Origin of the sequence: Amycolatopsis sp. WAC 01376, assembly GCF_003947415.1 — a bacterium.
In the GTDB taxonomy this organism is placed as follows: Bacteria; Actinomycetota; Actinomycetes; order Mycobacteriales; family Pseudonocardiaceae; genus Amycolatopsis.
The window spans coordinates 1,463,069-1,476,464 of sequence record NZ_QHKL01000002.1 but is presented as its reverse complement, the minus strand read 5'-3'; the positions used below and the strand labels follow the sequence as shown (position 1 = coordinate 1,476,464).

At 68.1% G+C, this 13,396-nt stretch carries 10 protein-coding genes; 5 read left to right on the top strand and 5 right to left on the bottom strand.

The window, feature by feature from the left end; genetic code table 11:
• Positions 1-42: 42 nt before the first annotated feature.
• From DMH03_RS16270 to dxr, 4 genes are all read right to left on the bottom strand, one after another.
• On the bottom strand, positions 43-897 hold the full coding sequence (locus DMH03_RS16270; protein ID WP_125792773.1) for a GNAT family N-acetyltransferase: 855 nt from the start codon (positions 895-897) through the stop codon (positions 43-45).
• A gap of 154 nt (positions 898-1,051) precedes the next feature.
• Positions 1,052-2,203 (bottom strand): flavodoxin-dependent (E)-4-hydroxy-3-methylbut-2-enyl-diphosphate synthase, encoded by a 1,152-nt coding sequence (gene ispG, locus DMH03_RS16265; protein WP_199746421.1) that lies wholly within the window; start codon positions 2,201-2,203, stop codon positions 1,052-1,054.
• A 118-nt stretch (positions 2,204-2,321) separates the two neighbouring features.
• Positions 2,322-3,557 (bottom strand): RIP metalloprotease, encoded by a 1,236-nt coding sequence (locus DMH03_RS16260; RefSeq protein ID WP_125792772.1) that lies wholly within the window; start codon positions 3,555-3,557, stop codon positions 2,322-2,324.
• A gap of 3 nt (positions 3,558-3,560) precedes the next feature.
• Entirely contained in the window at positions 3,561-4,766 is a 1,206-nt protein-coding gene (gene dxr, locus DMH03_RS16255) for a 1-deoxy-D-xylulose-5-phosphate reductoisomerase (protein ID WP_125792771.1), read from the bottom strand.
• Between the two features lie 95 nt (positions 4,767-4,861).
• Between dxr and DMH03_RS16250 the strand changes: the two genes are divergently transcribed.
• The gene (locus DMH03_RS16250) at positions 4,862-5,131 is read left to right on the top strand and encodes a DUF2631 domain-containing protein (RefSeq protein WP_125792770.1); all 270 of its coding nucleotides are present in this window, start codon (positions 4,862-4,864) and stop codon (positions 5,129-5,131) included.
• A gap of 12 nt (positions 5,132-5,143) precedes the next feature.
• Here DMH03_RS16250 and DMH03_RS16245 read toward each other — a convergent pair whose 3' ends face one another.
• Positions 5,144-5,755, bottom strand: a complete 612-nt coding sequence (locus tag DMH03_RS16245; protein ID WP_125792769.1) for a hypothetical protein — start codon at positions 5,753-5,755, stop codon at positions 5,144-5,146.
• A gap of 344 nt (positions 5,756-6,099) precedes the next feature.
• On the opposite strand from DMH03_RS16245, the gene DMH03_RS16240 reads away from it, so the two are divergent.
• From DMH03_RS16240 to DMH03_RS16225, 4 genes are all read left to right on the top strand, one after another.
• On the top strand, positions 6,100-6,771 hold the full coding sequence (locus DMH03_RS16240) for a peptidylprolyl isomerase (protein WP_125792768.1): 672 nt from the start codon (positions 6,100-6,102) through the stop codon (positions 6,769-6,771).
• 265 nt (positions 6,772-7,036) lie between these two features.
• Entirely contained in the window at positions 7,037-8,125 is a 1,089-nt protein-coding gene (locus DMH03_RS16235; RefSeq protein ID WP_125792767.1) for an acyltransferase, read from the top strand.
• A gap of 143 nt (positions 8,126-8,268) precedes the next feature.
• Entirely contained in the window at positions 8,269-11,916 is a 3,648-nt protein-coding gene (gene metH / locus DMH03_RS16230; RefSeq protein WP_125792766.1) for a methionine synthase, read from the top strand.
• A 12-nt stretch (positions 11,917-11,928) separates the two neighbouring features.
• Positions 11,929-13,365: a PLP-dependent aminotransferase family protein gene (locus tag DMH03_RS16225; protein WP_125792765.1), complete on the top strand. Its 1,437-nt coding sequence runs from the start codon at positions 11,929-11,931 to the stop codon at positions 13,363-13,365.
• Positions 13,366-13,396: the final 31 nt, after the last annotated feature.

The window sequence follows — 13,396 nt, the reverse complement described above, 5'->3', positions numbered from 1 at the left end:
CGGCCCGATCCGGCCGGACGCGACACGGCCTGGCTGTGTCCTCTAAAACAGAACCGTCGCGTACTGCCCGACCTGCTGGAAACCGATCTTCCGATAGGCGGCGAGCGCCGGGCTGTTGTAGGCGTTGACGTAGAGACTCGCGGTGCGGCCCATCCCGCGGACGAGCCGGTTCACCACGGACGCCGTCCCGGCCGTACCGAGGCCGCCGCTCCGGCGCTCCGGATGCACCCAGACCCCCTGGATCTGGCCGACCGTGGAGGACATCGCGCCGATCTCGGCCTTGAAGACGACCTCGCCGTCCTCGAACCGCGCGAACGCCCGGCCGCCGGCGATCAGTTCCGCGACGCGGGCGCGATAACCGGCGCCACCATCACCGTTGCGGGGGTCGACGCCGACCTCTTCGACGAACATGGCGATCGCGGCCGGAAGGTACCTGTCGAGCTCCTCCGGGCGCACCGCGCGGACCAGCGGATCGGCGGCGACGGACGGAACCCCGTCGAGCGCCATCAGCGGCTGGTCGTGCCGGACTTCGCGGGCGGGGCCCCATTCCGGCGCGAGTTCGTCCCACAGCCCCAGCACCTGCTCGGCCGGGCCGACCAGCGACGAACAGCTCCGCTGGCGGCGCAGGGCGCGATCGGCGAAGGAACGCAAAGCGGAGGCGTTGCCGCGCAACGGGATCAGATTCGGCCCGGAGAAGCACAACCCCTGGAGCCTGCCCGCCCGGACCGGACGGGAATCGGCGGCCCAAAGCTCACCACCGAGCCGCCAGGGGTCGAGACCCGCGGTCTCCACCCTGGCACTGACCATGCAGCTGCCGACCGGGTCTGTGGCGAGCGCGGCACGGACCGCGGGATAGTCCCGATCATCGAGCAGCCGTGCACCTGCAAGCCGCAACACCACTCCAGGGTGCCAGATCAGCGGCATAAACGGAACGCAAGCTTCACGACACGCTGAGAGAACTTGGGCTGGTGGGGGCCATCAAGCGCAATGAACGGTCCTTTCCTTGCAAAATTTGCGAGGAAAGGACCGTTCCTAGCGTGGTCTCGACCAATCAGCCGACGGTGACGGTCGGCTCGCCCTCACCGATCGTCTGGCCCGACTCCTCGGCGATCCGCATGGCCTCTTCGATCAGGGTCTCGACGATCGCGTGCTCGGGCACGGTCTTGATGACCTCGCCCTTGACGAAGATCTGGCCCTTGCCGTTGCCCGAAGCGACGCCGAGGTCGGCCTCGCGCGCTTCGCCGGGCCCGTTGACGACGCAGCCCATGACCGCGACGCGCAGCGGGATCTCCATGCCCTCCAGCCCGGCGGTGACCTGCTCGGCGAGGGTGTAGACGTCCACCTGCGCCCGGCCGCACGAGGGGCAGGACACGATCTCGAGCTTGCGCTCCTTGAGGTTCAGCGACTGCAGGATCTGGATCCCGACCTTGACCTCTTCCACCGGCGGCGCCGACAGCGAAACGCGGATGGTGTCGCCGATGCCTTGGCGCAGCAGCGCACCGAAGGCCACGGCCGACTTGATGGTGCCCTGGAACGCCGGGCCCGCCTCGGTGACGCCGAGGTGCAGCGGGTAGTCGCACTGCTCGGCGAGGATCTCGTACGCGCGCACCATGACCACCGGGTCGTTGTGCTTCACGGAGATCTTGACGTCGTGGAAGTCGTGCTCGGCGAACAGCGACGCCTCCCACAGCGCCGACTCGGCCAGCGCCTCCGGCGTCGCCTTGCCGTACTTGTCCATGATCCGCTTGTCCAGCGAACCCGCGTTGACGCCGATCCGGATCGGGGTGCCGTGGTCCTTCGCGGCCCGCGCGATCTCCTTGACCTGGTCGTCGAACTTGCGGATGTTGCCCGGGTTCACCCGGACCGCCGCGCAGCCCGCCTCGATCGCGGCGAAGACGTACTTCGGCTGGAAGTGGATGTCGGCGATCACCGGGATCTGCGACTTCCGCGCGATCGCGGGCAGCGCCTCGGCGTCGTCCGCCGACGGGCACGCGACGCGCACGATGTCACAGCCCGCAGCGGTCAGCTCGGCGATCTGCTGCAGCGTCGCGTTGACGTCGGAAGTGAGGGTGGTGGTCATCGACTGCACCGAAATCGGGTGCTCGCTGCCCACGCCGACCGACCCGACCTGCAACTGTCGGGTCTTGCGACGCTCGGAGAGGACGGGAGGAGGAAGCGCTGGCATACCAAGAGCGACAGTCACGCCTTCAAGCGTACCCACCCCGATCGGCGGACATACACGACGTCAGTCGTCACGGTGAGCAGCATTACCCGAGAAGCCCAACCGTGCTGACAGCGCGCTCCGTAACCGTCCTCCCGCGTCACTGGAACAGCTTGACCGGGTTCACGATGTCGGCGGTGACGGTGAGCAGAGTCACCGCGCCGCCGATGAAGACGAGCACCATCGTGACCGCCGACAGCTTCGTGTAGTCGACCGGACCACCCGCCGCCTTGCCGCGCAGTTTCCGGAACCAGTCCCGGACCCGCTCGTACCAGACGACCGCGATGTGCCCGCCGTCGAGCGGGAGCAGCGGCAGCAGGTTGAACACGCCGATGAAGAAGTTCAGGCTCGCCAGAAGGAGGACGAAGATCTCCCACAGACCGCGCTCGGCGGCCTCGCCGCCGATCCGGCTGGCGCCGACCACGCTGACCGGGGTGTTCGGGTCGCGCTCGCCGCCGAAGATGGAGTCCACCACCGCGGGGATCCGCGACGGGAACTCGATCAGCCGTTTGGCGGTCTCGGAGAACATCGTGCCGGTGAAACTGACCGTCGCCCCGACCGCGTCGACCGGGCCGTAGGTCGCCACCAGCGTCTTCGGCACCGGCGCGGCGCCGATCATGCCGACGTCCTTGACCGTGGTCTTCTTCTCGCCGTCGGCGACCATTCGCTGCACTCGCGGCACGTCGACGGTCAGGTTCAGCCGCTGCCCGCCGCGTTCGACCACGAACGGCGTCGGACCACCGGCGACCTGGACGGCCGCGAGCACGTCGGTCCAGGTCGGCGTCGGCTTGCCGGCGACCGACACGATCTTGTCACCGGCCTGGATCCCGGCGGTCTTCGCCGGGGTCGGCGCGTCCGCCGGGCAGGTCGTGTCGTTGAGCTGCTCCAGGGTGGTGGCCGAGCGGGCGCAGGAAGTGCTGTTGATCACCGGCTGGGTGGGAGCGGCCTGCGCCTCCGGGTTCGGCAGGCCCATGGTGACGGCCATCAAGTACAGGATGATGAAACCGAGGATGAAGTGCATCGCCGAACCCGCCGACATGACGACGGTGCGCTTCCAGGTCTTGAAGCGCCACATCGCGCGCTTCGACTCCTCCGGGGTGACCTCGTCGAGCGCGGTCATGCCCGCGATGTCGCAGAACCCGCCGAGCGGGATCCACTTCACGCCGTACTCGGTCTCACCTCGGCGGAAGGAGAAGATCGTCGGCCCGAAGCCGATGAAGTAGCGCCGGACCTTCATGCCGAAGGCCTTGGCCGCCCACATGTGACCGGCTTCGTGCAGCGCGACCGACAGGCAGATGCCCAGCGCGAACAGCACGATCCCGAGAATGAAGACCACGCGCTACTTCCCCTTACCGATCAGCGCACCGGCACGCGCGCGAGCCCAGCGCTCGGCAGCTAGTACGTCATCAACGTCGCGAGGTTCGCGACGCCATTCGTCGGCGGCTTCCACCACCTGGGCAATAGTGTCCACAATCGAGGTGAAGCCGGTGTTCTGTGCCAGGAAGGCGGCCACCAGTTCCTCGTTCGCCGCGTTGTACACCGCCGGGATGCAGCCTCCGACGTCTCCGGCGTGCCTCGCGAGCTCGACGGCGGGGAACGCGTCGTTGTCCAGCGGCTCGAAAGTCCAGCTCGCGGGCTTGTCCCAGACACACGCGGCCGCGGCGCCGGGCACGCGGTCCGGCCAGTGCAGGGCCAGCGCGATCGGCAGCCGCATGTCGGGCGGGCTGGCCTGGGCGATCGTCGAGCCGTCCACGAACGTCACCATCGAGTGGATGATCGACTGCGGGTGGACGACCACGTCGATGCGGTCGGTCTCGATGTCGAACAGGAGCTTCGCCTCGATCAGCTCCAGGCCCTTGTTGACCAAAGTGGACGAGTTGATCGTGATGAGCGGGCCCATCGACCAGGTCGGATGCGCCATCGCCTGCTCGACTGTGACGTCCGCCAACTCCTCGCGTTCGCGGCCGCGGAACGGGCCGCCCGAGGCGGTGAGGACCAGCCGGGCGACCTCGGACTCGCGGCCGGCGCGAAGGGCCTGCGCGATCGCGGAGTGCTCGGAATCGACCGGAACCAGCTGGCCGGGTTTGGCCGCCGCCAGCACGAGCGGCCCGCCCGCGATCAGCGATTCCTTGTTGGCCAGCGCGAGAGTGGCGCCGGTGGCGAGCGCGCGCAGGGTCGGCGGGAGCCCCTGTGAACCCGGAAGCGCGTTGAGCACGACATCGACCGGGGTGGCGTCGATCATCTCGACGACCGCGTCGGCTCCGGCGAAGATGCGCGGGAGTTTGAAGTCGCCGCGGTTGTAGCCGCGCTTCTGCGCCTCGGCGTACAACGCGAGCTGCAGGTCTTCCACGGCCGTCGGCCTGCTGACGGCGACGGCGTCGACCTGGTGCGCCAGGGCCTGCGCGGCCAGCGCGGCGGGATCGGAGCCGCCCGCGGCGATCCCGGCGACCCGGAACAGCTCCGGGTTGCGGGCCGCGACGTCGAGGGCCTGGGCGCCGACCGATCCGGTCGAACCGAGCACGAGCACACTTCGCGAGGTAGTCATCGGGTGCCATTGTCGCGCGGGCCCCGTCGGGCGCGTGCAGCCAGGTGTGGGATCATTCGCGGGCAAGCGAACCATCGGGTTTTGAGGAGTTGATCGTGGCGAGCAAGGCGGTCGAAAAGCGCGGCCGGGTGGGCGTCGACACCGTTGACCCCCGCGACGAGCCGTCGGCCGAGTGGGGCTGGCACGGTTCCTTCCCGAAGGCGACGCGGATCGCGGGCTGGCTGACCGCGATCATCCTGCTGGTGATGCTGTACGGCAACCACCACGGCTGGACCGAGAACCTGTGGCTGATCGGCCTGTCGCTGTTCATGATGTTCGGGCTGGTGCTCGACATGCGGAAGCAGCGCACGGCCTGGCGCAAGTAGGTCCTTCACGGCTCACCGGCCCCCGCTCTCCTTCGAGGACGGGGGCCAGTTGCCGTCCTGGGACCACAGCTCGTTGACGATCTTGACCGCGTCGCCCGCCTCGACCCCGTAGCGATGCCGGTACTTAGCGGCCGGCCGCTGGACCGCCGCCGCGACGTCCCCGATGGCGACGTTGTTCCACGTGTCGTTCGGGTAGAACTGCCGCATCACGGCGAGGAACCTGCCGGTCGCCCAGACCGGGTCGGTCCGCTGGTCGAAGGAACCCCAGCTCGCGCGCTGCTGGAAGAGCCCGACCGAGTCACCGAGGCCGCCGTCGAGGTTGGCGACACTCGACTCGACGATCACCGTCGCGATCGCGATGGCCGCCGCGTGATCGTTGAACCCCGATCTCTGGACGGTTTCGACGATCACTCTGGCGCACGACGTGTTGTACGGGTTCATGTAGCCGCGCATCTTGGTGCCGAGTTGCTGGTTGAGGCTCTTGGCTGCGTCCGCGTCGTCGGTGGACGCGCCCATCTGAACGCACGGCAAGGCGACGTGCTCGACCTGGTCAGGCCGGATCTCGGTCGGCGGGATCAGCGTGAGGGAGACGGCGAGGTACGCGGCGGTGAGTGAGCTCAGCATGTGCGGTGACCGTTCGGTGCAGGTGGTCGTGAGTGGCGATTCGTGTTCTAACCCGAATCGCCACTCACGACCACCTGGACCGATGACTCACCGCCACTCTCACCCGCCCGATGTACATGAAGGCCTTCAGGCGCCGCCTCTGTGCTTGCTGATGCACCTGGGGCGGTTGTGGCGATCACCGAGGTAGTGAGGGCCTCCTTCACTACCCTCAGGGTAGGCAAGGAGGCCTTCACGGACTCGCGACCCGCGATCACCACAGCCAGGTCGCCGCTCGCGACCACCTGGACACCGCACCCGCGTGAAGCGCTACCCGACGACCACCCTTTTGGGTTAGGTTCCCCCTCATGAAGCTGCGCTGGGGTGTCACCGCTGTCGTTTCCGCTCTCGCCGCCGTGCTCCTGCCCGGTGTCGCCACCGCCGCGCCCGCGTCTTCGGCGCCGATCGTGCGCTGCGAGTTCACGCCGACGCCGGAAAACCCCGCGGCCCGGCCGGTCCTGCGCCCGCTCCCCTTCGCGCTGACCCGCGGCACCGTCGACGTCACGTTCCGCTTCAACTACGGCCCGGTGACCGTGCGCCTGAACCGCGCAGGCGCCGCTCCGTGCGCCGTCCACAACCTGGCGAGCCTGGCCCTGCAGCGCTTCTACGACCGCAGCCAGTGCTGGCGCCTGACGAACTCGTCGCGCCTCGGCGTCCTTCAGTGCGGCGACATCTACGAAGCCGAGAAGGGCGGGCCGGGCTACAAGTTCCCGGACGAGGTCGACGGCACCGAGACCTACGAACGCGGCACCATCGCCATGGGCAACCAGGGCCCCGGCACGAACGGCAGCGAGTTCTTCATCGTGCACTCGTTCGCGAACATCCCGAAGAACTACTCGGTGATGGGCAAGGTCGTGCGGGGCATGGAGGTGCTGGACCGGATCGTGGCGAACGGCATCATCCCGACCGATCCGAACGGACCTGCCGACGGGCTGCCCGCGAAGCCGGTGAAGATCCAGAAAGCGTCTGTGGGCTTCTGAGTCATTCGCTGTCTCCCCATCGATACGAAAAGGCCGAGCGGGGAGGATTTGGGACGTTCAACGTCCCGGATCCTCCCCGCTCGTTTGCCATGAAGCTTGATCACGACCAGATTCGGCGACAAAAGAGCCATAAAGCTCGACAGCACGCAAATCTCCAACAATGTCCACAGGAAAACCACAGCCCCCTCACAGGAACGAGCGATTCACCCTTTAGAGTGACGCATCCTTACCGGCCAGTCCGCCGGTGTCGTTCCTGGGGGCCACGATGATGACTCACGAGCAGTACCTGTCCACCAAAAGATTCCCGGCCCTCGACGGGTTGCGTGCGATCGCCGCGCTCCTCGTGGTGGTGTTCCACTACGGAGGACCGTCGTGGGCCATGGCCAACGGATGGATCGGTGTCCACCTGTTCTTCGTTCTCTCGGGCTTCCTGATCACCACGCTGGCACTGCGCGAAGAAGACCGAAACGGCAGGATTTCGCTCGCCGACTTCTACATCCGCCGCGCGTTTCGCATTCTTCCGGTGTACTTCGCGGTTTTGGGCATCATCGTGGTGTTCACCTATCTCCGCGGCCAGTACACCTCGAGCGGGCTCTCCGGCGCGATGCCTTACTTCCTCACGTTCACCAACGAATTCGCCCATAATGCGCCTTTCGGTCAATCGTGGACGCTGGGCGTCGAGCAGAAGTTCTACCTCGTCTGGCCGTTCCTCGCCTTCGGCATCGCGGCGCTGAGCTTCCCGAAGCGACTCGGCCTGGCGATCGGCCTGATCGCGCTCATGATCGCGCTGATCCCGGTGATGCCGTACGCCGGTGCCTACTCCCCCATCATCATCGGTTGCGCGCTCGCCATCGGTCTCCACTACCGCAAGGGCTTCGCGGTCCTCCGCTTCTTCACCCACCCGCTGGCCTGCTTCGTCCTGCTCCCGGCGCTTGTGGTCCTCCAGATCCACATCACCGACATCGAGGCCTTCTTCAAGGACGGCGGCACGATCGGCGGCACGACGTATGCGGTCCTGGTCGCGCTGTTCATCACCTCGCTGATTCCGCGTGGTCCGATCGCCTGGCTCTTCTCCACCCCGCCGATGCGGTTCATCGGCGAGCGGTCGTACTCGGTGTACCTCTTGCAAGGGGTGGCGGCGACCGTGGTCGCCTTGTCGATCCCCCAGTTGGGCGTCCACCGGACCTTGACCGCGATCGTCGTGACCGTCGTCGCACTCGTCATCTCCGACGTCCTCTACCGGTGGGTCGAGGTGCCGATGATCGACGTGGGCCGCAAGGTGGTCGCCCGGCGCCGGCCCGTCCTGCCCGATCCCACGATCCGGGAAGCCGAGCCCGCTCTGGCCAGGGGCTGAGCGATTCGGGCGGATCACCCTTGTGCGGGTCCGGTACTGTGGTCGCCAAGGTCGAGAGGCGCTGCAACGGACCGCGGGGTCCGCCACGCTCGGCCCCGGACATCACCGCAAGGGCGCCTCCCACGACATGGGAGGAGCGCTGGATGGAAACGACCGCCCTGCGAAAGCTGCTGGATGAGCGCATCGTCGTGCTCGACGGCGCGTGGGGGTCGATGCTCCAGAACGCCGGCCTCGAACCTGAGGATTACCGCACCGAGCGGTTCCAGGACCATCCTCGTGACATCACCGGCGACCCCGACCTGCTGAACATCACCCGGCCGGACGTCGTCCTCAACATCCACCGCCAGTATCTGGACGCCGGCGCGGACATCACGACGACGAACACGTTCACCGCCACCACCATCGGCCAGGCGGATTACGGGCTCGAGAACCTCGCGTACGAGATGAACCTCCGCGGCGCCCAGATCGCGCGCGAGGCGGCGGACGCGGCGGGCGGGAAGTTCGTCGCCGGGTCGGTCGGGCCGCTGAACGTCACGTTGTCGCTGTCGCCGAAGGTCGAGGATCCGGCGTTCCGCGCGGTGACCTTCGACGAGGTGTACGCGGCGTACGCGGATCAAATCAAGGCGCTCGCCGAAGGCGGTGTCGATCTGCTGCTGATCGAGACGATCTTCGACACCCTCAACTGCAAGGCCGCGATCGCCGCCGCCCGCGACGTCGCGCCGCACCTGCCGCTGTGGATCTCGGTGACGATCGTCGACCTGAGCGGCCGGACGCTGTCGGGGCAGACGGTCGAGGCGTTCTGGAGTTCCATCGAGCACGCCGATCCGCTGCTGGTCGGCGTCAACTGTTCGCTGGGCGCCGAGGAAATGCGCCCGCACATCGCCGAACTGTCCCACCTCGCCGGCACGTACACGGCCTGCCATCCGAACGCCGGACTGCCGAACGCGTTCGGCGGGTACGACCAGACGCCCGAGGAGACCGGCGGGCTGCTCGGCGACTTCGCCACGGCAGGGATGGTCAACGTCGTCGGTGGCTGCTGCGGCACGACTCCCGCGCACATCAAGGAGATCGCCGACGCCGTCCGCGGGATGGCGCCGCGGACCGTGCCGGAGCCGAAGGCGAACACCCGGTTCAGCGGCCTGGAGCCGTTCGAGATCGGCAAGGACACCGGGTTCGTCATGATCGGCGAGCGGACCAACGTCACCGGATCCGCCAAGTTCCGCAAGCTGATCGAGGCCGACGACCACCAGGCGGCCGTCGACGTCGCGCTGGAGCAGGTACGGGGCGGGGCGAACCTGCTGGACGTCAACATGGACGCCGATTTGCTCGACAGCGAAAAGGCGATGACCACGTTCCTGAACCTCATCGCCACCGAACCCGAGGTCGCCCGGCTGCCGATCATGATCGACAGCTCGCGCTGGACGGTGCTCGAGGCCGGGCTGAAATGCGTGCAGGGCAAGGGAGTCGTCAACTCCATCAGCCTCAAGGAGGGCGAGGAGCAGTTCCTCCAGCAGGCCCGGCGCATCCGCGACTACGGCGCGGGCGTGGTCGTGATGGCCTTCGACGAGCAGGGCCAGGCCGACACCGCCGACCGGAAGGTCGACATCTGCGGGCGCGCCTACGACCTGCTGACCCAGAAGGCCGGTTTCGTCGCCGAGGACATCATCTTCGACCCGAACGTGCTCGCGGTCGCGACCGGTATCTCCGAGCACAACGGGTACGCCAAAGCGTTCATCGACGCGTTGCCGCGGATCAAGGAACGCTGTCCCGGCGTGCACATCAGCGGCGGTATCTCGAACCTGTCGTTCTCCTTCCGCGGCAACAACGTCGTGCGCGAAGCGATGCACTCGGCCTTCCTGCTGCACGCGGTACGCGCCGGGCTGGACATGGGCATCGTCAACGCCGGGCAGCTCGCGGTCTACGAGGACATCCCCAAGGATCTGCTGGAGCTGGTCGAGGACGTGCTCTTCGACCGCCGTGAGGACGCCACCGACAGGCTGGTCACCTTCGCGGAAACGGTCAACGGCAAGGGAACCCAGCGCGTCATCGACCTGTCCTGGCGCGAAGGTACGGTCGAGGAGCGCCTCAGCCACGCGCTGGTGCACGGCATCGTCGACTACATCGAAGAGGACACCGAGGAAGCCCGCCAGAAGCTGCCGAAGCCGCTCGAGGTCATCGAAGGCCCGCTGATGGACGGCATGAAGATCGTCGGGGACCTGTTCGGGTCCGGGAAGATGTTTCTGCCGCAGGTGGTCAAGAGCGCGCGCGTGATGAAGCGGTCCGTGGCCTACCTCGAACCGTTCATGGAGGCCGAGAAGGAGAAGGCGCGCCTCGAAGGCCGGGTCGAAACCCGCCAGGGCAACGGAAAGGTCGTCCTGGCGACGGTCAAGGGCGACGTGCACGACATCGGCAAGAACATCGTCGGCGTCGTCCTCGGCTGCAACAACTACGAGGTGATCGACCTCGGCGTGATGGTCCCGGCTTCGGTCATCCTGGACACCGCTGTCTCCGAGGGCGCCGACGCCGTCGGGCTCTCCGGCCTGATCACGCCGTCGCTGGACGAAATGGTCAACGTCGCCGCCGAAATGGAGCGGCGCGGGCTGAAGCTGCCCCTGCTGATCGGCGGTGCGACCACGTCACGCCAGCACACCGCGGTCCGCATCGCGCCCGCGTACGAGCAGACGACCGTGCACGTCCTGGACGCCTCGCGCGTCGTGGGCGTCGTCGGTGACCTGCTCGACGCGGACCGCGCCGATATCCTCGACAAGAAGAACCGCGAGGACCAGGAAGCGCTGCGCGTGCAGCACGCGAACAAGCAGCGGACGCCGTTGCTGACGGTCGAGGAGGCCAGGGCCAACCCGGAGAAGGTCTCCTTCGACGACATCCCGACGCCCGAGTTCACCGGCGTCCGGTACGTCTCGCCGACGCTCACCGAGCTGCGCGAGATGATCGACTGGACCTTCCTGTTCCTGGCCTGGGAGCTGAAGGGCAAGTATCCGGCGATCCTGAACAACCCGGTGGCGCGGGAGCTGTTCGACGACGCGAACACCCTGATGGACCAGATCATCGCCGAGGAACGGTTCCAGGCGAAGGGCGCGTACGCGTTCTGGCCGGCGCACTCCGAGGGCGACGACATCATCCTGGACTGTGCTGATGCGCCCTCGGCGGGAAAGAGTGCCTCGGGCGGTGGCGTCAAGTTCCCGATGCTGCGCCAGCAGACCAAGAAACCGTTGTCGCGGCCCAACCGCTGCCTGGCGGACTACATCGCCCCGGCGGGCGCGGGAGACCACCTCGGCGGGTTCGCGGTCACCATCCTCGGAGCCGAGGATTTCGCGGCCGAGTTCGAGGCGGACCAGGACGACTATCGCGCCATCATGGTGAAGGCGCTCGCGCACCGGCTCGCCGAGGCGTTCGCCGAGTACCTCCACCTCCAGGCGCGGCGGGACTGGTTCGAGCCGGACGCCGATCCGAAGCTGGAAGACCTGCACGCCGAACGCTTCCGCGGCATCCGCCCGGCGCTGGGGTACCCGGCGAGCCCGGACCACAGCGAGAAGCAGGAGCTGTTCGACCTGCTCGACTCGGACCGGCTCGGCATGGGACTGACGGAGTCCTTCGCGATGACGCCGGCGGCGAGCGTCAGCGGGCTGATCTTCGCCCACCCCGATTCGCGGTACTTCACCGTCGGACGGCTCGGCAAGGACCAGGTCGAGGACTACGCCGCCCGCCGCGGCCTCGAACTGTCCACTATGGAGCAGTGGTTGCGGCCGAACCTCGCCTACGAACCCGAATGACACAATGATCGGGTGACTGCCGAGGGCTCGGACTTCCTGCAGCTGGACATCGGGGACGCACCACCGGGGCGCCGGTCGGACTGGCTGGCGTCCCGGTTGCGGCACGCCATCTCCGACGGCCGCCTGCCGGTCGGCAGCAGGCTGCCCGCGACCAGGGCGCTGGCCGCGGACCTGCGGGTCTCCCGCGGTGTGGTCACCGAGGCGTACCAGCGCCTCGTCGAGGACGGCCACGTCGCCGGACGGGGCCGGGCGGGCACGGTGGTCGTCGCGGCGCCTGCCCGGACGAAGGAGCAGAGGACGTCCGGGCCGCCGTCCGCGGGCACGATCTTCCAGCCCGCTCCCGGGATCGGCGTCTTCGACTCGCTGCGGTCGACCCCGGCGAGGATCGACCTGTCCCCCGGCGTGCCGGATCTGACGGCCTTCCCGCGAACGGCGTGGTTACGCGCCGAGCGCACTGTGCTCAACGACCTTTCGGCGGCGGCCTTCGGCTACGGCGACCCTCGGGGCGCTCCCGCGTTGCGGCGGGCCATCGCGCACTGGATCGCCCGTACTCGGGGCATCACCGCCGACGCGGACGACGTGCTGATCGTCGCCGGTGTCGCGCAGGGCCTCGGGTTGCTGGCGCAGGTGCTCTGCGACAACGGGATCTCCGAGATCGCCGTCGAGGATCCGAGTTCGCTGGGCGCTCGGCAGCATCTTCACGACCGACGGCTGGCTACACCACCGATCCGGGTCGACGACGACGGCATCGACGTCGACGAGCTCGTGCGCAGCGGCGCGCCCGCCGTGCTGCTCACTCCCGCGCATCAGTTCCCGACCGGTGTCGTGCTCGGTGGCGAACGCCGTCGCGAGCTCATGCGCTGGGCCGCGAACGGCGGGCTGATCATCGAGGACGACTACGACGCCGAGCACCGTTACGACCGCCCGCCGGTGCCCGCGTTGCGCTCGATGCTCGCCGAGCAGGTCTGTTACGCGGGCAGCGTGTCGAAGTGGCTCGCACCCGCGCTCCGGGTGGGCTGGATGCTGGTGCCGCCGCGGTACCGGGACGAGGTGGTCGCGGCCAAACGGTTCGCCGACCTCGGCAACGCAGTCCTCCCGCAGCTGGTGCTCGCGCATCTCATGGAGTCCGGGGAGATGGAGCGGCAGCTGCGGTTCGTCCGCAAACGGCACCGCCGTCGGCGGGACGCGATGATCGACGCGCTCCGGGCGCATCTCCCGGACGCCGTGGTGCACGGCGCCGCCGCCGGGCTGCACCTGACGATCACCTTTGATGCCGAGTTCTCCGATCTCGACTTCGCCGCCCTCGCGCTGGAGCAGGGCGTGAAGGTGCAGCCGCTGTCGTGGCACTGTCAGCGCCCGATGAATCCCGGCCTCGTCCTCGGCTACGGGGCGAGCCCGGCGAGCGACATCGCCGAGGGCATCGCCGTCCTGGGGCGGCTTCGGCGCTGACACCCCCCGCGTTTCGTCCTCTACTTGCGGT